This is a genomic window from Methanosarcina sp. A14 (assembly GCF_001729375.1).
GTDB lineage: Archaea > Halobacteriota > Methanosarcinia > Methanosarcinales > Methanosarcinaceae > Methanosarcina > Methanosarcina barkeri.
The window spans coordinates 1-22,188 of sequence record NZ_LZPK01000117.1 but is presented as its reverse complement, the minus strand read 5'-3'; the positions used below and the strand labels follow the sequence as shown (position 1 = coordinate 22,188).

16 protein-coding genes are annotated in these 22,188 nt (G+C 42.1%); 8 read left to right on the top strand and 8 right to left on the bottom strand.

Annotation, left to right across the window (positions count from 1 at the left end):
* Positions 1–213: 213 nt before the first annotated feature.
* The 3 genes from A9239_RS06500 to A9239_RS06490 all read right to left on the bottom strand — a co-directional run bounded on the left by A9239_RS06500 (position 214) and on the right by A9239_RS06490 (position 3,766).
* Entirely contained in the window at positions 214–1,602 is a 1,389-nt protein-coding gene (locus A9239_RS06500) for a deoxyribodipyrimidine photo-lyase (RefSeq protein ID WP_048156326.1), read from the bottom strand.
* Between the two features lie 140 nt (positions 1,603–1,742).
* The gene (locus A9239_RS06495; protein ID WP_048121965.1) at positions 1,743–2,483 is read right to left on the bottom strand and encodes an MBL fold metallo-hydrolase; all 741 of its coding nucleotides are present in this window, start codon (positions 2,481–2,483) and stop codon (positions 1,743–1,745) included.
* A gap of 2 nt (positions 2,484–2,485) precedes the next feature.
* Positions 2,486–3,766: an ATP-binding protein gene (locus A9239_RS06490; protein WP_048121967.1), complete on the bottom strand. Its 1,281-nt coding sequence runs from the start codon at positions 3,764–3,766 to the stop codon at positions 2,486–2,488.
* Positions 3,767–4,243: 477 nt separating this feature from the next.
* Between A9239_RS06490 and purC the strand changes: the two genes are divergently transcribed.
* Positions 4,244–4,957 carry a phosphoribosylaminoimidazolesuccinocarboxamide synthase gene (gene purC, locus A9239_RS06485; RefSeq protein WP_048121968.1) on the top strand — a complete coding sequence of 238 codons (714 nt, stop codon included), beginning with the start codon at positions 4,244–4,246 and terminating at the stop codon, positions 4,955–4,957.
* A gap of 101 nt (positions 4,958–5,058) precedes the next feature.
* Here the strand turns inward: purC and A9239_RS06480 are convergent, their stop codons facing one another.
* The 3 genes from A9239_RS06480 to yciH form a co-directional block, all read right to left on the bottom strand.
* A complete protein-coding gene (locus tag A9239_RS06480; RefSeq protein ID WP_048121970.1) occupies positions 5,059–6,282 on the bottom strand; it encodes an Nre family DNA repair protein in 1,224 nt (407 codons plus the stop codon).
* The gene (locus tag A9239_RS06475; RefSeq protein WP_048121971.1) at positions 6,279–6,644 is read right to left on the bottom strand and encodes a transcriptional regulator; all 366 of its coding nucleotides are present in this window, start codon (positions 6,642–6,644) and stop codon (positions 6,279–6,281) included. The genes A9239_RS06480 and A9239_RS06475 overlap by 4 nt, the downstream gene beginning before the upstream one ends.
* Before the next feature lie 251 nt (positions 6,645–6,895).
* Positions 6,896–7,204: a stress response translation initiation inhibitor YciH gene (gene yciH, locus A9239_RS06470; protein WP_011023951.1), complete on the bottom strand. Its 309-nt coding sequence runs from the start codon at positions 7,202–7,204 to the stop codon at positions 6,896–6,898.
* A gap of 569 nt (positions 7,205–7,773) precedes the next feature.
* On the opposite strand from yciH, the gene A9239_RS06465 reads away from it, so the two are divergent.
* The 6 genes from A9239_RS06465 (at position 7,774) to A9239_RS06435 (ending at position 16,505) form a co-directional block, all read left to right on the top strand.
* Positions 7,774–8,022, top strand: coding sequence for a winged helix-turn-helix domain-containing protein (locus A9239_RS06465; protein WP_230628981.1), 249 nt, complete (start codon positions 7,774–7,776; stop codon positions 8,020–8,022).
* A 718-nt stretch (positions 8,023–8,740) separates the two neighbouring features.
* Positions 8,741–10,888, top strand: a complete 2,148-nt coding sequence (gene purL, locus A9239_RS06460) for a phosphoribosylformylglycinamidine synthase subunit PurL (RefSeq protein ID WP_048121973.1) — start codon at positions 8,741–8,743, stop codon at positions 10,886–10,888.
* Positions 10,889–11,310: 422 nt separating this feature from the next.
* Entirely contained in the window at positions 11,311–12,447 is a 1,137-nt protein-coding gene (locus A9239_RS06450) for a glycoside hydrolase family 57 protein (RefSeq protein WP_048156329.1), read from the top strand.
* A complete protein-coding gene (locus A9239_RS06445; protein ID WP_048121977.1) occupies positions 12,444–13,640 on the top strand; it encodes a glycoside hydrolase family 57 protein in 1,197 nt (398 codons plus the stop codon). The genes A9239_RS06450 and A9239_RS06445 overlap by 4 nt, the downstream gene beginning before the upstream one ends.
* Before the next feature lie 37 nt (positions 13,641–13,677).
* Positions 13,678–14,487, top strand: a complete 810-nt coding sequence (locus A9239_RS06440; protein WP_048121979.1) for a V4R domain-containing protein — start codon at positions 13,678–13,680, stop codon at positions 14,485–14,487.
* A complete protein-coding gene (locus A9239_RS06435) occupies positions 14,484–16,505 on the top strand; it encodes a glycoside hydrolase family 15 protein (RefSeq protein WP_048121981.1) in 2,022 nt (673 codons plus the stop codon). Before A9239_RS06440 ends, A9239_RS06435 begins: the two co-directional genes overlap by 4 nt.
* A gap of 248 nt (positions 16,506–16,753) precedes the next feature.
* Here the strand turns inward: A9239_RS06435 and serS are convergent, their stop codons facing one another.
* Positions 16,754–18,019 (bottom strand): serine--tRNA ligase, encoded by a 1,266-nt coding sequence (gene serS / locus A9239_RS06430; protein WP_048121983.1) that lies wholly within the window; start codon positions 18,017–18,019, stop codon positions 16,754–16,756.
* 203 nt (positions 18,020–18,222) lie between these two features.
* Positions 18,223–19,407, bottom strand: coding sequence for a signal peptide peptidase SppA (sppA, locus tag A9239_RS06425; protein ID WP_048121984.1), 1,185 nt, complete (start codon positions 19,405–19,407; stop codon positions 18,223–18,225).
* 393 nt (positions 19,408–19,800) lie between these two features.
* On the opposite strand from sppA, the gene metG reads away from it, so the two are divergent.
* Positions 19,801–21,933, top strand: a complete 2,133-nt coding sequence (gene metG, locus A9239_RS06420; protein WP_048121985.1) for a methionine--tRNA ligase — start codon at positions 19,801–19,803, stop codon at positions 21,931–21,933.
* Positions 21,934–22,188 lie beyond the last annotated feature (255 nt).

Genomic DNA, 22,188 nt, shown 5'->3' with positions numbered 1-22,188 from the left:
CCTCCTGATTGGGAGGTTTGAAGGCCAGCCTATATAAAGAAACAGATTCATTTTAAGCTCTGCTTCTGGAAGCAGGCGAAGCAGTTCAATCATAGAGGAAAAATGTAACTCTAAGTTCCAGTAAGCTTGTATACCTATCGATAAAAATTAAAATCTCAACATACAACGTAAACAAAAAAGTGGCATAAGTTATTTAGATAAAATTGAGGATTTCTACAAAGCTGAATATTTTTCAATATATGATTTAACGTCGAACTTTCTATTACTACCCTCATAACTCATGTATCTTATTTTTCCAAAAATTTCCCTTTCCTTCCAGGCGCGGTCATGAACTCCCCCGATACTCCAGGCAATTCCTGCATATCCATTCGGGTCTCGTCCGTCCAATTCGTATTTATCATTTAGGTAGATTGCAGTCTCGAGGGCTTTTTCGGGCGATTCACTCCATTCGAGAATCTTCTTTGCCCAGTACATCCGCATATAGCTGTGCATTTTCCCTCTACTAAGAAGTTCTATCTGGCTGGCGTTCCAGAGAGGATCGTATGTCCTTCCTGTTTCCAGTTCTTCCAATGTAAAGACATGACTTTTTTGATCATGCCTGTGAGAATTAAGGGTTTTCTTTGCCCATTCAGGAAAGCCATCAAAACTATCATAAAAAGGATTATAATAGCAGAAATTATCGGCAAGCTCTTTACGCACAAGGAGCTCATCGAGAAATACTCTTTTTGATTTCAAGTCAGCTTTTGCTTTTTCTACTTTGAGAGCTACCCTTTGAGCCGAGATCTGTCCAAAATGCAGATAAGGAGAGAGATTGGATAAGGCATCTTTAGTTGGGTCATTTCGCAGGGTGGAGTAAGAGTCAAGTTTATTAGTGAGAAATTCAGCCATAACTTTTCGTGCAGCTGTTTCTCCAGCTTCGAAAAGCGCGATATCAGGTAAGAAACCGGCTTTTTCTTTAAGAAACTCCCCTGGAAGACGAGTTTCAAATCCACTTTTTTGAACTTCTGAAAACGTTTCAGATTTTCCGGATATCATGACGATTTCAGGAAATTCGAGATTTGCTTCAAGCTCAGGATACTCCGTAAGGAATTCAGGAAGGAGCTTTAAGAGCTTAGGACGGAAAGTATGGGCAGCATATTCCTGCTTTTTAGAAGCTTCCCAGCAGGGAACTACGTTATGAGCATCCACCTCAAAGAAGGGTACCTTAATGCCTGATGCGACTTTTTTTGTCCATGTCCTCTTAATCCTAAGTGGACTAAAATCAGTAACAAGAGTTCCAATCTCATGTTTCTCAATAAAATATGGAATTTCTTCTTCAGGGTCTCCTCGAAGGAAAAAGAATGGAATTTTTTTCCTTGCAAGGGTAGCTTCAACTTCCTGCAGCCCTCTGAGCATAAACTCATATTGTCTTCTTATAGCTTCCAGAAATCCATCTACCAGACAAAAGACCACAAAAAAAGGCACATCGGCTTCCAACGCTATTTTTCGGGCAAAAAGAAGAGCCCAGTTGTCCTCAACCCTCTGGTCACGGCTCATCCAATAAGCAACCGGTCCTTTGCCTGGTTTCCCGGATAGAATAGTCCGAATACGTTTAGGGTTCATTAATGGTTTTTGGGATCCAGAATATATAGAGCTAACATAAGGAATAAAAAGAAAGATCGTGTTAGACAAAGATCCTCAATCAATTTAAACAGGAGTTTTAGAAAAAATATAAAGTGGTGATTACAATATTTTAAAAATTTTTAAAACTCAAAAACCTGCCCATCGTATCCAAGAGGTAAAAATAAGGATTCGATATGATGAGGACGAAATAAATGACTGAGATGGATCAAAGCTATTTTTTTTGCATTGAGCTGCTCTGCAAGTGCCATAGCCTCTTCTGAGTTCATGTGTTTTTTGATATGGATATTAGGTGGCACTATAGCATCTGCAATAAGAAGATCCGGATTTTTCAGAAGTTCCAGGCTGGCTTCGGGAATTTCTGAGTTTGTATCTCCTGTAATCACTACTTTTTTATCGCCTTCACGGATTATAACCCCTGTAGGAACTTCTACAGGAGGGTGGTTGACCTTAAAAAGAGTGAATTGCAGCCCGATTAGCTCGAAGGGCTCATAGAGCTTCACATAATGATACCTGGGTTTCAGGAAGTAAACGAACCGATTTATGTATTCAATATTTTCCTGAACCCCATAAACATCAACCTTATTTTGAACTCTGTAGAACTCTCCAAATCCGGAGTAATGGTCATAATGTCCATGCGTCCAGATTACCCCATCTACACAAGACAGGTTTTGTTTGAGAAATTGTTGCCTTAGATCAGGGCTGGTGTCAATGAGGATCTTGCCCTTATCGGACTCTACAAGGATAGAAAAACGAAGACGCTGACTTTTTCCACCTTTTCGGGCGTCTTCGCAGGCAGGGCAATTACATCCAATTTTAGGAGTCCCGACAGCATCGCCGGTCCCAAGAAGTGTTAGCCTCATTTTTACTTCTTCCTATCGTACTCTTCGGACTTGAGGCCAGCCCTCTCATTGAAAGAGTCTACAGCGTCCAGCAGATCCTGCTGGGTAAGTATTTTACGCTCTTCGAGAAGAGCACCCAGGACAGCTTCCCTTATAACGACACGCAGGTCCGAACCTGAATAACCTTCTGTCAATTCCGCAATTACCCCTGTGTCATAATCCCCTTCGATGTGCCGGGTTACGATATTCAGTATATCTTTACGCATCTCAAGGTCAGGGAGGGGAAAATGAACAATCTCGTCAAAGCGTCTCCAGGCTGCACTATCGAGCATGCGGGGGTGGTTGGTCGCGGCAATAAGAAGAACTCCATGATCCACAAGGCTGATCTCATCTATGGCCTTAAGAAGGGTATTTACTGCTCGCTTAATGGCAGCATTCTCGTCAGACGTTCTTGCTTTTGCTACGAAATCGAGCTCATCTATGAAAAGAATGCAGGGATTCAATTTCTTTGCAAGCAAAAAGACTCTGTCAATATTCTTTGCAGTCTCACCAAGATACTGATCTGTTATCATGGAGAGTTTGACCTCAACAAACGGGATTGAGAGCCGTTCTGAAAGTGCACGGGCAACCGAGGTCTTTCCGGTTCCAGGAGGACCGACAAACAGGAGTTTTCCGATATCATGCAAGCCGATCTCCCGCAGGTATTCCCTGTACTCGATGGCTTTTGTGATCTTTTCAACTTCGTTCTTCTGTTCCCCGGTGAGCACAAGGTCTCTGACTTTTTGTTTTACATCCTCAGGAGCGATAATAACCGCGAGTTTCAGCATATCTTCGCTTTTGTCCTCTTTCCGAATCTCCGCTATCTTGGACTCTATCCATTCCCTATCGGATTCCTTAGGACTTATTTTCGTCTTTGCAAGCGCATAATTTGCAGCCTCATCCTTTCTTATTTTTTCAAAGTAATAAGCCAGGACAGGGTTATTTTCAATCCTTTCCTGGGAACCTTCCTGCTTTTCAAACCATTCTGCAGCAAGTTCGAAAGCGCTCAGACGAAGTTCAAAGTGAGACTTGTCAGTATTTATGAAGGGGACGTTCCTTACGATTTTTTCGATATCCTTAAGCCCATACAATTTTTCAATACGAATAAATGTGGCTGTGATGGGTTTGGGAACTGTTTTTTCTGTGCTACTCCAGTAGTTTTTTCGGATGTTTTTTGGAAGATCATTTACATCCAGTTCTGGATAGCGATTATAGATCTCTGCAGTTAGCAGTAGTTCTACGATATCTAATATAGTGCCTGACATGTTTTTACCTGTTGCATGCTTGGACTAATCCACTATCAAGTGTTGGGCACTCAAATGCGGTAAGTTCTTAAATTCGTCTTTAATTTGTTAAACCAAGTAATTGGTTTTCTTCGATGATAAAATTTACGAAGCAGCCGGCAGTAAAAGGAAAAAAACCGGCTGGAGATGATAACTTTATCTAGCAGAACACATTATCATCTATTCTATCTCTTTCGGGAGTCAAGCATATTTTCGGAAAAAGCATTTGCAATCCCGAAAAATGTCTCACTTTCAGAGAGTAATTGTGAATTCTGGAAATAGCTAATTGTCTCCGCGTAGATTTTCGCATCTTAGAGACAATTCAATCTATATAGCTTGTTTCTGGGATATCACGGAATTATCAAAACTTCTGCATTATCAGAACTAGTATATTAAAACTATCATTCCTAAGATATCTCTATCTAAGGAAATCCAGAATTATCCCTAGAGGACCATTGCATGACAAGAGAACAACTCTATTCAGGGAAAGCAAAAACTATCTATAAGACGGATGATCCTGACACCCTTATTACCGAATTCCGAAACAGTCTGACTGCATTTAACGGAGAAAAGAAAGGGGAAATGGAAAAAAAAGGGTATTATAATGCTCAGATCTCAAAAAAAATTTTTGAGATGCTCGAAGCCGAGGGGATAAAGACTCATTTTGTCGAAATGCTTTCTGACATCGATATGCTTGTGAAGAAAGTCGAGATTATAAAAATCGAGGTCATTGTCAGGAATATTGCCGCAGGTTCGATTACAAAAAGATATCCCATTAAAGAAGGCACGGTTTTCAAGACTCCTGTACTTGTTTTTGACTTCAAAAACGATGAGTATGGAGATCCCATGCTAAATGACGATATTGCTCTTGCACTTGGGTTAGCAACACCGGAAGAGCTCGCCACACTCAGGAAATTCGCTCTGAAAATTAACGAACTGCTTGTGCCCTATCTGGACAAAAAAGGCATTTTACTTCCGGATTTCAAACTAGAATTCGGAAGGAGGAACGGAGAAATCATCCTTGCAGATGAGATTTCCTGCGATACCTGCCGGTTCTGGGACAAGAAGACCGGTCAGTCAATGGACAAAGATGTCTTTAGATTTGACAAAGGCGATATTTCTAAAGCTTACGAAGAAGTTGCACGGCGCATAGTGCCCGAAATATTTGAATAAACGTGAAAAAAGGTCAGGAAACCTGAATAAGCCGGATAAAAGGCTTTAAAGTTTTCCTGCCTGCTTATTTTTGTTTTTAAAATATAGTCAGTGATCTATCCTTATTTAAAAAAGAAATCCAGAGTCGTTTGAAAACGGAAATCTGAAAGCATCTTTGCCTGCTGCATCCATTCGGATTTTGGTGTGCTTATCCTACCCGCAAGGTCCGAAACTGCAGCTTCGAGAGAATCGAATTTTTTTGGAGGGTTCCGAAGAGCTTTTCTCATGCCCTCTCTAACGACCCAAACTCCAAGGGGAGCCCAGTAATCTGGAGTTATCTCCCGAAGTACAAATACCGAGGCTTGCCTTTTGATTTCTGTCAGATATTCAAGCACAGGCAGCCGTGAGGCATAATAGCCTCCAGCCAGGGGAGAATAACCTTTTTTTCCATCGTAACTCTCGCTGTCTTCCCCAATCCAGCTTGATTCTCCAGACCAGACTGCTTTTGGGAGCCAGATTTCTATAAGTTCGAAGGCATAAGCCTGTGGAAGGATAAGGACTTCAAAATGGTTCCCGAAATGAGTCCCGCTAAAAAGCTGGATCCCTGAGACCCAGGGAAAGTCCTTTATGCGGTCTGCAAGTTCCTTTCCTGCCATATCATCCACGGCTGTAATTGACCAGCGTGTTGGCACGATTTTTCGTTCTTTTCCGAGCAGGCCAATTGAGAACAGGCGAGTAATATGTTCAGCCGGAATATCCCCTTTATAGAGTTCAAGCACCGCATCTTTTGCCAGGGCGTCAGTGTCGTAGACAAGGTAATCCACTTTTTTCGGAACATTCGGATTTTCTGCAAGTTCAAAGTTTTTGACAAGCCCTGACGGCCCCATAGGCGTCAGTACGGCATCGAATTTGAGTTCCTGTTTAGGGGCTTTAAAAAACCAGGCTTCGGTATCCACTGGCTTTCTGGAGAGGGCAAGTTCCTGCGCTTTTACAAGAAGAGGGTTTTCTTTGCTGCGGGCATCCTTTACATGGAAATTTGTGTTTGCCCTGACCATGCGGGAACGCATGGAGATAATGTCTTGAATTTGCATGTTTGCCCAGGCTGAGGTATCTTCAAAAACTGAGGCTTCGCTCTCATTTGCCAGAGGGGGAATAAGCGGGCCTGCAGAGACCCTGGGGTAACCAAAACTTCCGACAAAAACAGCAGGAGGAGATGCTCCAAAAACCGAATCTCCAGAGATTACAGGAGCGATGGACTGAAAAGACTTGAATTTTTCAAGGATTGGACAACGGAGACGCCCACAAAGTCCCTTTCCTTTACATTTAATACACAGTGTTCCATTCACTTTAAATCCGTATCCTCGCAGATGATACAGGCTTTAGCTTCAGGAGCGTTCTTGTATAGCCAGCCGGATTTCTGAACAAACCTGCAAACGTTGCACATGCCATCTACCTTTTCCTGAGAGGATAGGTCTTTATTTAGAAGCACTAATGCAAATTTCCGAATTTCGTTCTGAGTCTCCTCGGAAAAATCAACTTCAGCCCCACGTTTTTCACTCACGTACTGGGATACCGCAGCCCTTGAAAGCTCCAGGATGTCCGCTACATCCTGCTGCGTGCACCCATGCTCAAAGATCATTGTTCTGGAAAGTTCTGCCCTAATTGCGGGCAAGACTTTCTGTACCATAATTTCACATGTTGTTTTCATGGGAGACCAACACCACATAAATCAGGTAAATTTTGAGAGATTCTCTTAACCAGGATTACATCCATAAATTTATCAATTAGTTAGATATCCATATACTTTTGCTTTTTGAGTAGAAGTATCTCTTAATTTACCCAAAACGCATGCTATTTAAATACTGACAAAAATATAGTAATTCCAGACCTGAAAAGTTATTGCTAAATAATATTATTGCTATTTCTCAGACCCGGTTTATTCCTGAACCTCGTCAGGATTTAGTTTTTGATTTGTTCAGCAGAGAAACCCTTTTCCATGAGGACTTCTTTCATGCGGGCCAGGTGATTACCCTGAAGTTCCACAGTATTTCCCTTTACCGTACCGCCGCATGCAAACTTTGATTTAAGATAAGTGGACAGTTCATGAAGATCTATTTCACTTGCGTCGAAACCTTCTACAACGGTAACTTCTTTGCCGTATCTTCTTCTATTTACTTTCACAGTAATTCTCTGTTGCTCTTTTGCAACTTCTTCGCAAATGCAAAGTTCTTTTGGAAGCCCACATACTGGGCACATTCCGCTGCTCATTTGTTGGTATATCCTCCGAATTTGTAATCATTGTATATGTAACTTACATCTAAAAATAACTAGATAGATATAAAGTACTTATCAATGAAGGTATTAAAGCCTAATGGTATTTTACAGGCACTTTATATTGAATTTCAGTTACTAGCCCGAAACTCTTGACAATATAAAAAGCCAATCAGAGCTTTAGTATTGTTTAATTTTTTTATATATTAATATATTCATTTGTAATGTTAGTTTTATAATGTTTACTTATAGAGTAAATTTAACAACATGATCATTGGTGAATAATACAGATCATTACAAACTGCAAGTGAAAAAGCTGGGTATCTGAAAGGAATTCAAAATATTAACGCTTTGGGAAAGGATCTACGCCGAAAAATCAAAGAGCTGAGAAAGCTAAAAAAGCTTAAAATACCTGATTTTGCCGGAAAAAGCCTTTCATACCAGCGACAAGTTAGATATATCTTGAATTTCATCTCTTTCTATAACCTGCTATCACATATATATGCACTTCTATTATATAAATATAGCAGTATAAAAGTATTATACTAATAAATCGGGGGCACCTGATGAACGAATTGAACGATTTAATAGGTTTTGTAAACGGAAACAGTATAAGGCAAAAAGTGCTCTCCTTACTTTCCTCAAAAGGAGAAATGGAAGGAAAAAGAGTATCAAAAACCCTGAGAGTTGCACATCCCACCATTGCAAAAACTCTCGATGAACTTGAACAGAAGGAATTAATTACAAAAAAGGAAGAAATGTACTCCCTTACCGAATCTGGAATAAAAGTGGAAAAAATGATCCAGCAAATATAATTTTAACATATTTCTTTCATCCACTTTATTTTAAATCTTTTTATCCTTAGCTTATTCCAAAATCGATTTCATACTCAATAAAACCGATTTTATTCTCAATCAGTAAAAATTTCAAGATCATTTTTCAGAAAGAAGCCTCAATTGATCGATCATAATATGCAACTCAGAAAAATAACCTTGAACCCTGTATCAATGATCATCATCTTCTTTTCATCCAGTATGATATTCGTGAAAAAATGCAAGAGTAGAAAGCTTGCTATAAGATTTAATAGTCACAGAAATCCAGAAAGAATGAAAAAACTCTATCCTGTAATTCAACTTTCTTGGTTCAGTTCAACATCTTTATTGTAATTCAATACTCTTATGCGTAACCGTTGACTCGTTTGATCACGTCGTTTCAAGGGGCTTTTCGGTCAAGCCTTTTTTAAAAAGGGTTGTACCACAACCGTTACGATGTTGATCTCGTCGTTGCTATGATTTTTCGATAAAACCTTTTCCTAAAAGGTTTTCGGTCAAGCTTTTATTAAAAGGCTTGCTGTCAAGCAGTTTTTTGAAAAGACTTGAGTTAGAAATATTTATTTAATTCTTATCCCTTTATTGCGGCATAAACTGTTAACGCTAATACTGAAACTCTTGAATTTAAGGGAATAATCAATTCTATTAAGAAAAAACCAGAGCTTCGGCATCCAAAAAAGGACTAAGTATCAGAGGCAAGGCAATGTTACCTGAAGAAGACCTTAAGATTATTAAAAAAGAACTGGGGCGAGAGCCCACCCTGGTAGAACAGGGCTGCTTTTTAAACTTATGGAGCGAACACTGTTCCTACCGCTCAAGTGCTCCTCTCCTGAAAACTTTTACCAGTAAGGGCGAAAACGTAATTATTGGCCCTGGGGACGATGCTGCAATTATAAAATTTGATGATGGCTATGTACTTGCCATAGGTATGGAAAGCCATAACCACCCTTCATATGTCGACCCCTACAACGGAGCTGCTACAGGTATAGGAGGCATCGTAAGAGATATAATCTCCATGGGAGCCCGACCAATAGCCCTTATGGACCCACTTTATTTCGGGCCTCTGGACACTCCAAAAAATATGTTTCTCTTTGAACAGATAATTAAGGGAATTGCAGGGTATGGAAACTGCATAGGAGTGCCAGTGGTCAATGGTGAGACTTTCTTTGACCGAAAATACAGTGGAAACCCTCTTGTAAATGTTGTTGCAGTAGGGCTCTGCCGGGAAGATGAGGTCATAACTGCCCGCTCCCAGAAAGCCGGAAACAAACTTGTGCTCGCAGGCTCCAGCACAGGAAAAGACGGACTTGGAGGAGCTTCCTTTGCATCCAGGGACCTTTCCGAATCAGCCGAAGCCGAAGACCGCCCAAGCGTCCAGGTGGGAGATCCGTATACTGAAAAGCTCGTAATCGAAATGACACTGGAAGCCATGGAAAAGGGTTATATAAAATCCTGCAAAGACCTGGGAGCCGCCGGTCTTGGAGGAGCAAGCGCGGAACTGGCTGCAAAGGGAGGACTTGGAGCCTATATTATTGCAGATGCCGTGACCCAGCGCGAACCCAATATGAATGCTTATGAAATCCTGCTTGCAGAATCTCAGGAGCGCATGGTCTTTGAAGTAGCTCCTGAAGACGTTGATGCCGTACTTGCTCTGGTAGCAAAGTACGACCTTAATGGGGCCGTAGTTGGATACTTAACAGAGAAACCAAACTACACGGTTGAGTTCAAAGGGGAAGTCGTTGTAGATATTCCAATTGATTTCCTGACAGGTGGAGCTCCGACCTGTGAGAAATCCTCAGTAGCTCCTGTTCCTCAGGTTGAAGAAAGTAAAGCCCCCGAAACTCCGGAAGACCTTAAGGCAGCCTTCCTGAAAGTTATCTCTTCCTACAATATTGCCTCAAAAGAATGGATCTACAGGCAGTACGACCATGAAGTCCAGTTAAGAACAATTGTCAAACCCGGAGAAGACGCTGGCGTGCTCAAAATAACTGATAAAAAAGGACTCGTACTTTCCTGCGGCTGCCAGCCAAGAGCTACCCTTCTTGACCCCTATAACGGAGGAAAGAATATAGTAATTGAAAACGTCATGAACCTTGCAGTAAAAGGGGCTGAAGGGCTTGCGATTGTAAACTGCCTGAATTTTGGGAACCCGGATCGTCCGGAAATCTACTGGCAACTCAAAAACTCCGTACTTGGGCTTGGAGATGGGGCAAGGGAGCTCTCAATTCCAGTCGTGGGAGGAAATGTTTCCCTGTATAACGAAAGCGATGAATTTAAGACCGCAATTATCCCAACCCCTTCAATAGGAATAATAGGGAAAGTCAACCTTGAGACTCCTCTTCCTTCAAGCTTCTTTGCAAAATCCGGAGACACCATCATCCTGGTAGGAGAGACAACTGCAGATATGGGAGGTTCCGAATACTATGCCTGTTTAGAGGCCCAGAATGCCGGAAAAGTTCCTTCTGTCCCGAAAAATGCTCCTGAGATAATAAAAGCCGTAATCAAAGCTGCAAGGAGCGGAAAACTCAGCTCGGCACACGACCTGTCCCTTGGAGGAATTGCCGCAGGACTTGCGAAGATGTGCAAGAACTACGGTGCAAAAGTAGACCTGAGTGAAGTTTCAGAATTAAAAGCTGAGGAACTATTATTTTCAGAAGCTCCAGCAAGAGCTTTACTTGCTACAGGCGAACCAGAGGCTGTACTTGAAATCCTCAAAGATGTGCCTCATATGATAATCGGCAAAGTCGAAGGCAATTCCCTTGAAGTAAAAGGAAAAGACTTCGAGATTTCCCTCTCCCTCAAAGAAATCTCCGACGCACACAGCAGCCTGACAAGGTTTATGATGAGATAAAGTCCCCGAATTTCTTCACCCGAGTTCCGTCACCCGAGTTCCGTCACCCGAGTCCCGTCTCGGGAGGACGGTGCCCTTTTCGCTTCGCTCAAGAGGGCTGAGAAATATTGTAAATAAGTTTCACGTAAATAAGTTTCACTCAAGTGAAATAACTTACAAAGCTGCGGTTTTTTCGCCCATGCCTTGTTTTTGGAAGCATGAGACTTTCTTTGCTTCCAAGAGATTTTCTTTGCTTCCAATTTAGATGGAATCCCATTCTATCTTACCTTTTAATTTGTTTTTAATTTAAGTTGTTCTTTTTACCCTTGAGTTATTATCAGTATTTTCTGATTCCTTGCAAGTTCAGGTTTGGGCATAAAAAATAGTTTTGAGTTAACCAAAACAATAGTTTTTAGTAGGTTTCCGCACTAGAATACTGTGTTATGAAAGCTGTATGCATCTGTATGGGAGTGCATCTGCCTTACAGTCCTAAGTGGTACTGGCCTGTAGAGGGATTTTTCGGGGTGCCTGAAATGGACCGGTATTTTGACCGGAATAGTATTTTTTCAAAATTTTTAAAAACAAGCCGACAGTTTTTACGTCTTAATGATCTGATTATGGAGTCCATAGAAAGAGGAGGAAAATATTCCTTTGATCTATCCGGACCATTCCTTGGACAGTGTAGATGGGACCCCGAACTTCTCGAATCATTCCGTGAATTTGGGGAAAATGGAGGCGTAGAATTCACAGGGAGCTGCAGTTATCACTCCCTGAGTTCGCTATATCCCGATCTTTCCTGGTTTAAGGAAGAAGTGCTCATGTACAGGGAAATGCTTCGGGAATTACTGGATATTACCCCTAAAACCTTCGTAAACACAGAGCTTCTGTACACCGAAAGAGTAGAGAAGATTCTTACCGACCTGGGTTATAACTGTCTTATCGCCGAGGGGTCCAGGAACCTCATGAACGGATATGACCCTGTACATGTCTTTGAGAACCATCTTCCGACTTTGTTGAGGCATATAAACCTTAGCGAAGACCTTGAACTGCGCTTTTCGGAAAAAAACTGGCAAGGCTATCCTCTTATTCCGGAAAAGTTTGCAGACTGGATTGCCAGCATGGAAGGTGATATCCTGACTCTTTATTTTAATTATACAAGCCTCTGCTTTCACTACAGAAACAAAAGTATGATAGACGATTTTATCAGGATGCTTCCAGAAGCCTTAAAGTCCAGAGGCATTGACATGCTCACACCTTCTGAGGCTGTCAGGAGATTTGAACCCTTAAAACTTCCTACCCTGGGAACAGAACAGACAATCCGATATGGAATAAATAATGCATTAGGTAACCATGCTCAGCAGCTTTACCTGCGAGAACTGGTAAGAATTGAAGAGGAACTCTCAGGGCTTAAAGAAAATAAAAACTATCGAGAACTTAAACATATATTCGGTTATCTTCAGCAGAGTGAAATCTTTTTTTCTATGAATTCTGAGAATCTCAGGGAAGGATATGAAAGAGCTGTCAATTACTTTTCCATCCTGTCCGATTTCAGGAGAGCTGTGCTGGAGGAGGGAGCATGACATCGGTTTGCATGTATTTCCAGGCACATCAGCCTTTCAGACTGCGCAGGTTCTGGCCTGATGACAGATCAGGTTTTTTCCGCTATTTTGACGAGAGAAGCAACAGGGAGATCTTTGAAAGAGTAGCTCGGAAATGCTACATTCCTGCAAACAGGCTCCTACTGGACGCTCTTGATGAACATAAAGGAGAATTCAGGTTTTCTCTTTCGGTTACCGGAACCCTGCTCGAACAATGTGAACTCTGGGGAAAAGATGCCCTTGAAGGCTTTCGGCAGATGGCAGAAACCAGAGCAGTGGAATTTCTGGACGAAACCTTTTATCATTCCCTATCAAGTCTTTTTGAAGACAAAACCGAATTTATTGAGGAGATAAAAGAACATAGAGAAATTATGTTTGACCTTCTGGGAGTTAAACCTCAGGTATTCCGGAATACCGAACTGCTTTACAATAACACTATAGCAAAGCTTGTTTCGGATCTTGGGTACAGAGCGATCCTTACCGAAGGAGCGGATCATATGCTTGAGGGAAGGTCACCCAACGTACTTTACAGGGCAAAAGGTTCGGGACTTCCTATTATCTTCAGGAATTACAAGTTGAGTGACGATATAGGATACAGGTTTTCTGCAAGGTGGTGGGAAGGATATCCCCTGACTGCAAAGAAATGGGCCTCATGGGCTTCAGGGAATAATGAAAATTGTGTTAATATCTTTATGGACTATGAGACCTTTGGAGAGCATCAGTGGAAAGAAACCGGGATATTTTCCTTCCTGAAAGAACTTCCCGGGGAAGTACTCAAGACTCAACTGGACTTCAGCACCCCTATTGAGCTTGTCGAAAAATATTCACCTGTAGCTGATATCGATGTTGGGGACTTTTCCACAATTTCCTGGGCTGATATGGAACGCGATACAAGCGCATGGCTTGGGAACGACATGCAAAGGCGCTGCTTTGAAGAAATAAAGCTGCTTGAGCCCTTTGTGAGGAAGACGGAGGACCCTGAAATCCTGCATATATGGAAGCATCTGCTGACTTCGGACCATTATTACTATATGTGTACCAAATGGCTCGGAGATGGGGATGTACATTCATATTTCAGTGTTCACTCCACGCCTTTCGATGCAGCGGTTAATTTCATGGCTGTACTTATGGATTTCAAAGCACAGGTATTCAGAAAACTTCGCACAATAGCTTAACTAAAGAACACATACTAATTCATGGGAGTCAGGTCACATGGTAAGAGACTTATTCATGTTTGCAGGTTTCAATGAGAACTCGCAGATTGTATGGTTTAAGATAATCTACTCGAAAGAACCCGGATCTCTGTCTTTAATAAGTGACTTTCTCGAAAAAGAGAACGCCTTCATTATGTTTGGTCATCTAGATAATATTACACAGAAAACCGGAGAATATTCAGTATTTACCGAACTTGACAAAGATGTTGATCCAGAAAGTTTCGCCCAAAAAATAAAGGAACTTGAAGTTGTAAATGAAGTTGAATATGGGATTTCAGAATACGGGATGGTTTATTCCGTGGACTTCCCTCTAAATGTTATAGGAGTCAGGGGAGTTATGGCAAGGGCACTTACCATTGTTGATATCATTAAAACTCTCAACCAGAGTGCGCCGCATGCAGAAGGGCTTCTCACTCTTTCAGGACTTAAGGGTGGGACTCACGCAGCAAAGTATTTCAAGAGTATTCTGGACCTTAATGACAGTAATTTTGCAAGCATGCTTGCAGAACTCTTCAAAGGCGTGGGCTGGGGAATTCTGGAAATCGAATGTGATCCCAAAACTTATGAAGGAAAAATCATTGTGAAAGACTCATTTATAGCTGATGTTTACGGAGGGTCGGAACAGCCAGTTTGTGCCTATATGAGCGGTTATTTTGCAGGTTACCTGACCGAATATTTCGGGAAAAACATAAGTGTGAGAGAGGTAAGCTGTAAAGCTACAGGAAAGGAAGTCTGCGAACACATAATCTCGCCGGCGCCGTCGGGCGGTACAAGCCAGGAATACCAGATGAGAGGGGTGACGCGGTGATAAAGCAACCCAATGTTATTCTCGGAAATGACGATCTGCTTGTAACAATGGGAAAAAAAGGGGAGATCATAGGTTTTTTTTACCCCCGTCGAGACCATGCTCAGCATGTCGAAGAATCCGTCGCCTGTATCCATACAGGAGAAAGGCTTCTCTGGACCAATGATAACGAATGGCACGGCATCCAGAATTATATAGAGGACACAAATATTGTGTCAACAAAACTTTATCATGATTCGGGAATCCGTATTTCCATTCTTGACCTTGTGCACCCTGATGTGCCTGTCCTTATCCGCAGGTTTAAGGTCCAGTCCCAGAAAAAGCTTTCAGGAAAATTCTTTTATTACTCGAATTTTAACGTAGGGGAAACCTCCAAGAAAAACTCCGGGTTTTGCGATACCGATATTCATTTGCTCGTACAGTACTGGCAAAACTATCATATAGGGATATATTCCCAGCCAGAGTTTAATGAGTGGCAAATCGGAAAGGCAATGGATACTATATGGTGGACGAATTCCAAATATGATATGGAAGACGGAAAACTTCAGGGGAATAAAGAAGACATAGGAAACATTAATAACGCGGCTGGCTGGGATCTTGAACTGGAGGCTGACGGAGCAAACGAGTTTGTGATCCTTATAGGCGCTGCTTCTTCCCGACGCATCCTGTATAAGAGAATGCAGGAGCTCTCAAAACTGCCTCTTGAATACATTTTTGAAAAGACGCGGGAACACTGGGTTATGTGGCTTTCCAGAAAGCAGGTAATCAAAATTCCAGGGCTCGAAGAATACGAGAACCTGCGTCAAGATCTGTTCAATGCCTATAACCGAGCTCTTTTGATGCTTTACCTCCTTAATGACCGCGAATATGGGTCTTTTGTAGCTGCTCCGGAGTTTGACTCAAACTTTGAGAAATGCGGAGGATATGGATTCTGCTGGAACAGAGATGCTGCAGAAATCGTGCTCGCACTAAAGCACTCAGGCTATCCAGGTTACTGTGACATGTTTTTCAAATGGTGCATCCAGACTCAGCTCTCCGATGGTTCCTGGTTTCAACGCTACTGGCTAAATGGGGATATAGCTCCCTCCTGGGGCAACTTTGACTACTCAACTCAGATTGACGAAACCGGGTCCACACTCTATGCTATGGATGTTTATTACGGAATTCTCGAAGGCCTGAAAAAAGCTGAGTTTCTTGAAGAGGTATGGGTCTCGGTACTCAGGGCTGCCGAATACCTGATGAAGCGGACCAAGTCAGGAATTCACGAAAGATGCATGGATCTCTGGGAGACTTACTACGGAATTTTTACATATACAAATGCTTCAATTTATGCCGGGCTCATGGGTGCTTCCCATCTGGCTGAAGAAAATGGAGAAGCTGGCATGGCAAGGCGCTGGAAAAAGAGAGCAGAATTCGTCAAACAGGCCACAATTGACCGTTTCTGGCTTCAGGAAGGCTACTTTGCAAAAGGAGTAATTAACGAGAAACTGGACAAAACGATTGATGCAAGTATTCTAGGCACCTATGTCCCTTTTGGAATGCTCTCTGCAAAAGACCCCCTGGAAAAGGATATGATTCAGTTCATGATAGAGAACATTCAAAAGAAACTCTCAGTACCTATAAATCTCGGTTACGGCATCAAAAGGTATGAAAATGACAGTTACATAAATGGAAACCCATGGGTAGTAACTACACTCTGGCTTTCGGAAGCAATGTTTACCTTTGCCCTTGAACTCTCCTATGAAAAAGAAAGCTCTGCTCCCACGCATGAGAATTCATATGAAAAAGAAGAAAAACCTGAAGAAAAAGTGAAAAGACTGACCAGTGAAGGAATTGGCTACCTCAAATGGGCTCTTGCCGGAGCAACCAGTACAGGCCTTCTCCCGGAGCAGGTGGATAAGTCTACAGGCAGCCCTGCCTGGGCAATCCCTCTTGGATGGAGTGGATCTCTGATACTTAATAATATTCTGCTTCTGGACAAAATCTGCAGGAGAAAAGCCGGAAATCGACAAGAAAGTTAAGATGCAAAAAGTCTGAGAAAAAGAGAAACACAGTGAATTACGCAGTTTTTCACCTATCGGAATAAATATTTAAGGAATTGAAGGAGGAAAAAGCTCCTAAAAGCAAGAAAAGCAATGAAAAACTACCTCCTTACATCCTTCATCCACGATATCCATTCATCCACGCTTCTCCGCGTTGATAGCAGTTTTGGGATCAATTTTTAGATTACCAGAATTTCTGCCGAAATATAGACTTTTTTAGTTTAAGTTTAGACTTCCTTTCTAATTTCTGTTGCCCCACCGAGGTATGGCCTGAGAACCTCAGGGATTTCCACACTTCCGTCCTCACGCTGATAGTTTTCGAGTATCGCAACGACCGTCCTCCCTACAGCAAGACCTGAGCCATTAAGAGTATGGACGAACTGAGGGCCATCAGGAGTCCTGAAGCGGATATTAGCCCTTCTGGCCTGGAAGTTCTCGAAATTGGAGCACGAAGAGATTTCCCTGTATTTTTCCTGTGTAGGTACCCACACCTCGAGGTCATAAGTCTTTGCTGCTGAGAATCCGATGTCTCCAGTACAAAGATTTACCACACGATATGGCAATTTCAAAAGTTTAAGGATCTCTTCCGCATCATTGGTAAGCTTTTCCATTTCTTCATATGAGGTTTCCGGCTTTACGAACTTGACAAGTTCAACCTTATTGAACTGGTGTTGACGGATAATGCCTCTGGTGTCCTGACCGTGTTTTCCGGCCTCGCGCCTGAAACAGGCAGTATACGCTGTAAGGAAGACAGGCAGTTTTTCAATATAATCGTCCATAAAGAGATTGGTTACAGGGACTTCTGCTGTAGGTGCAAGATAGTAACCATCAGTACACAGATACATATCATCCTTAAATTTAGGCAACTGACCTGTACCAGTCATAGCTTTTTCATTGATAAGTACAGGTGGAAAAACTTCAGTATAACCCTGTCTTTCATGTACATCCAGCATAAAGTTTATGAGCGCTCTTTCGAGTTTTGCGCCCATTCCTTTATAGACTGTAAAACCCTGACCTGCAATCTTGGCTCCTTTCTCAAAGTCGAGTATATCCAGTGCTTCTCCGATATCCCAATGGGGCTTTGGAGTAAACGTGAACTTTCTTGGCTCGCCAACGACCCTTACAACTGGATTATCATTCTCGTCCTTACCTACCGGAGTTGTCGAAGATGGGATATTGGGGATTTGGAGCATTATTTCATGTATTTTTGACTTGTAATCACGTATTATATCATCGATTTCTTTTATACGGCTATTAATGCCTTGCATTTCCTCTATCTTGGATAAAGTATCTTTATTTTCTTTCTTTAGCTTCGCTATCTCACGGGTGACCACATTGCGCTTATGTTTTAGCTCATCACCTTCGGTGAGACATTTTCTCCACGCTATATCATACTCAAGAAGGCTATCTATAAGCTCAGTGCTCATATTCCTATTAATGAGAGCGTGTCTAACTATATCGGGACTATTACGTACAAGTTTAAGATCCAGCATATTAAGCCCGAGATATCCTGCATGTGAGAGAATATATATTTTGTGATTTTTCGGGTGTAAAGCTGTTATGAAAATCAGCAAAGTTGAAAAAGAAGAGAAAGAACAGGAAAATATTAAGATAAAAAATAAAATTAAAAAATCCGGAATTTTAACTGCTTGCAATTAAAACCACATTATTTATTAATACCTGCTCTGTTAGGATTTCAGGCAAGAAGTCTTCCATATGGACTTTCTTCAAAGTAACTGACAGACTGTTTGGCTGTCTCATTAGATCCTTTGGAATCCGAACCCAAAAGTAGCCTTGAAATACTTGCCTTGTTCATATATTCAACTTTTGGTTCCCCTGAAATTCCTCCAAGTTCCGCAGCCTTGTCAATTGCATCATAAATATTTCCAAAGCCATCCACAAGCCCAAGTTCCTTTGCCCTGACTCCGGTGTATATGCGACCATCAGCAAGAGATTTTACGTTACTTCTGGACATGTTGCGCCCTTCAGAAACCTCAGCTACGAAATTTTCGTAGCTATCCATAACTACAGAATCAGCATACTCTTTTTCCTGATCAGTAAGTCCTCTCCAGGTACTTCCCATGTCTTTCATTTCTCCAGATTTTGCAACATAGTAATCTACACCTGTTTCTTGATTAGAGAGAGAATTATTCTGGAAGACCCAGATCACTCCAATAGATCCGGTATTTGTAGAGGGGTTTGCAATAATGTAATCAGTCGGCGCAGAGATATAATATGCAGCACTGGCTGCAAGGTCCCCCATGGATACAACAACAGGAATTCCTTTTGCCTGGGCTTTCTTAATTTCTTCTACAATTTCTTGAGCTGCTGCTGGAGATCCTCCAGGACTGTCAATTCTAAGCACAATTGCCTTGACTCCATCATCTGCGGCAGCACTGCGAATATCTCCTGCAATCGCTTCTGAAGTAGCATAACCAAGCCCTTCAGCAACGTTTCCGGAAAAGATAGTGCCCTGGATATAGATAACAGCTACCTTCTCCGAACTTCCCAAGTTTCCACCAACACCAAAATTGGAGGAGATTAACGCAAGACTCACCAGTATGATAGCAACGAGAGCCAGTACGACCAGCAGGTAGGGCATCCATCTATGCTTTTTTTTCTGTGGATACGGATTGGGATTCATGCTTAAACTCTTGTTTTTAATTTCTTTATTTTCAGAGACCTCAATGTGGGTCCCATGATCAGCCATTTTTTCCGGACCATCAGGGGCAGAGCTGTCAAAGGAGTTATCACTAGTACCGTAAATTCCATTATCAGGAACAGAGCAACCTCTTCCATTGTGAGGACTGCTTTGTAAGTTGTCATCTCCGGATAGATCTTCTGAGTTCGTATCTTCAGGGTTTATGTTTTTATCGCTCATATCTGATGGAACCGTATATATAGAACCGTATATTTTAGATTTGCCGCTTTAGTTTGCGGTCTTGAGCATTATTTATATTTTTAATCAAGAGAGTAAATAGTATTGTAACAGGCGGTGCAAAGGATACTTACAAAAGCCCGCAGACAATAGAATTTACAAACAGCTCATTTATCGGAGCTATTATTAATCTATCTCTACATTCCACCCTTCTTTATATATGATTATTAACTATTCCTCAAATAGATTACCTTGTAAAACACAATAGTGAAATATATTTTAGAATTGCAACAAACATTTTCTAAAAAAGTTTGATCAAAAAGCGTGAGCGAAATATATTTCAGAGTTGCAATCGTCGAAGAGGAATATATTCATAAAAAATATATGGAGATAAGAATGCCAGAATCATCCAGTAAACCCGTACTTGTCACCTGTGGCCTGCCTTATGCTAACGGCAAGGCTCATATCGGGCATCTCCGGACCTATGTGCCCGCAGATATTTATGCCCGTTCCCTGCGAAAAGAAGGGAGGGACGTTACTTTTGTCTGCGGCTCGGATACTCACGGCACCCCCATTGTCGTAAATGCCGAAGAACTAGGGATTACTCCTAAAGAGCTTATAGAAGTTTATCACAAACATTTTGATGAGACTTTCAAGCAGCTTGGAGTTTACTTTGATGCTTTTGGGACTACTGACGATCCTGAGAATCATAAACGGACCACGGATATTGTCAACAGGCTGATTGAAAAAGGCTATGTATACCCGAAAACTATCGAAATTGCCTATTGCCCCAAATGCAATCGTTTTCTCCCTGACCGCTATGTAGAAGGTTCCTGCCCTCACTGCGGCGAAATTGCAAGAGGAGATGAATGCGATCAGGGATGTGGAAAACACCTTGAGCCCGGAGAACTTCTAAACCCTGTCTGCACTATTTGCGGAGGGCCTGCCGAGTACAGACAGCAGGAACACTTCTTTTTCAAGCTTTCCGAATTCAGCGATTACCTCATGGACTATCTCTCAAATGACCTTGGCGGAACCATCAATGCCAGAAACTATGCACTTGGCTGGGTAAAGCAAGGACTTACAGACTGGTGCATCACCCGGAACCTGGAATGGGGAGTAAAATTCCCTGGGCATGATGACCTCGTAGTCTACGTTTGGGTAGATGCTCCTATAGGATATATCGCTTTTACCGAGGAATGGGCTGCAAAAGCCGGAGATTCCTGGGAAAAATTCTGGAAAAACGACGGGGAAATTGTCCATTTTATAGGAGGGGACATTACCTATCATCACTGTATCTTCTGGCCGGCTATGCTTAAAGGCGCGGATTATTCGGTGCCGACTGCTGTCGTAGCTTCAGGCATGGTCAAAATTGAAGGTAAAAAGTTTTCCAAGAGCCGGGGCAATGTGGTCTGGGTAGGAGAAGATTACCTTGACCACGGTTTCCATCCTGACCTGCTGAGATATTATCTGGCAAGTTATACATCCCACACAAAGGAGCTGAACTTTTCCTGGCGCGTGCTTCAGGAAAAAATCAATACCGAACTTGTTTCCGTGTTAGGGAATTTCCTGTACAGGACAATGCTTTTCGCTTTCAAGAACTACGGAGAAGTCCCGTCTGGAGAACTCGAGCCTGAGGTAAGGGAAGAAATCGAAAAGACTCTGAAGGAAGTAAAAGCCGCAATGGCTGAATATGAGTTCAAAAGAGCCGTTGATTCTGCAATGTCCCTTGCATCTTTTGGAAATATCTACTTCCAGTCCCACGAGCCCTGGAACCTAATAAAACAGGATAAGGTCGCCTGTGGACAGGTGCTTTACAACTGCCTGCACCTGGCAAAAGCTCTATGCCTCATTTTTGAACCAGTAACCCCAGGAAGCATGGAGACCGCCTGGAAAGAACTCGGGCAGGAAGGAGACCTGCACACCACGCTGTATGCTGATGCTCTCGTGCCTCTAAAAGCAGGCACAAAACTTGCAAAGCCCAAAATCCTTTTCACAAAGCTTGAAGATGACAGGATTGAAGAAATGGAAGAGATTGCAAACCAGAGAGTAAAAGCTGCAGATGCAAAGAAAGCCGCAGGAAAGGGTAAAGGTAAAGAGCCCGCCAAATCCGAAGGGATGGGTCCTGCCGAAGAAGCAAAACCAGCCGAGAAAGCTGAAGGCGCAGCAAAACCCAGAGAAGAGGAAAAAGAAACACTTCCCATGATCGAGTATGAAGACTTTGCAAAACTCGACATCCGCGTAGGAAAAGTTCTTCTCGCCGAACCTGTGAAGAAATCAAAAAAGCTCATCAGGATTGAAGTGGACATTGGCGAAGAAAAACCAAGGCAGCTTGTTGCAGGTCTTTCTTCTTATTACGCTCCTGAAGAGCTTGTAGGAAAATCTGTAATCGTACTCGCCAACCTGAAACCTGCCAAACTCTGCGGAGTTAAATCAAACGGCATGATGCTTGCAGCCGACGACGGTGGAGAAATCGTATCAGCCCTTATGCCGGACAAAGAGATAAAGCCGGGTTCAAGGATACGCTGAAACAACCTCTTGAATAAAAAATACTTCTACTAGCTTAGAACCGTCTTCTAATTATATATTAGAGGACGCCTACCAGTTTATCTGGCAGCGCACCCCAGAAAAGGTAGAGTTAAGCAAAGAAGATAAAATACAATTTGAAAAGAGTAACGTGCAGGTAGAATTCAACCCTATTATTGATTATGTAGGGTTTTCATTTTTAGATTCTGCTTTTTACTTTTATTTACTGTTTTTTACTTTTATTTACTGCTTTTTACT

Bases quoted from the DNA above. Each gene is read 5' to 3' on its own strand.
- A9239_RS06500 (WP_048156326.1), bottom strand. From the start codon at position 1,602: ATGAACCCTAAACGTATTCGGACTATTCTATCCGGGAAACCAGGCAAA.
- A9239_RS06495 (WP_048121965.1), bottom strand. From the start codon at position 2,483: ATGAGGCTAACACTTCTTGGGACCGGCGATGCTGTCGGGACTCCTAAA.
- A9239_RS06490 (WP_048121967.1), bottom strand. From the start codon at position 3,766: ATGTCAGGCACTATATTAGATATCGTAGAACTACTGCTAACTGCAGAG.
- purC (WP_048121968.1), top strand. From the start codon at position 4,244: ATGACAAGAGAACAACTCTATTCAGGGAAAGCAAAAACTATCTATAAG.
- A9239_RS06475 (WP_048121971.1), bottom strand. From the start codon at position 6,644: ATGAAAACAACATGTGAAATTATGGTACAGAAAGTCTTGCCCGCAATT.
- yciH (WP_011023951.1), bottom strand. From the start codon at position 7,204: ATGAGCAGCGGAATGTGCCCAGTATGTGGGCTTCCAAAAGAACTTTGC.
- A9239_RS06465 (WP_230628981.1), top strand. From the start codon at position 7,774: ATGAACGAATTGAACGATTTAATAGGTTTTGTAAACGGAAACAGTATA.
- purL (WP_048121973.1), top strand. From the start codon at position 8,741: ATGTTACCTGAAGAAGACCTTAAGATTATTAAAAAAGAACTGGGGCGA.
- A9239_RS06450 (WP_048156329.1), top strand. From the start codon at position 11,311: ATGAAAGCTGTATGCATCTGTATGGGAGTGCATCTGCCTTACAGTCCT.
- A9239_RS06445 (WP_048121977.1), top strand. From the start codon at position 12,444: ATGACATCGGTTTGCATGTATTTCCAGGCACATCAGCCTTTCAGACTG.
- A9239_RS06440 (WP_048121979.1), top strand. From the start codon at position 13,678: ATGGTAAGAGACTTATTCATGTTTGCAGGTTTCAATGAGAACTCGCAG.
- serS (WP_048121983.1), bottom strand. From the start codon at position 18,019: ATGCTGGATCTTAAACTTGTACGTAATAGTCCCGATATAGTTAGACAC.
- sppA (WP_048121984.1), bottom strand. From the start codon at position 19,407: ATGAGCGATAAAAACATAAACCCTGAAGATACGAACTCAGAAGATCTA.
- metG (WP_048121985.1), top strand. From the start codon at position 19,801: ATGCCAGAATCATCCAGTAAACCCGTACTTGTCACCTGTGGCCTGCCT.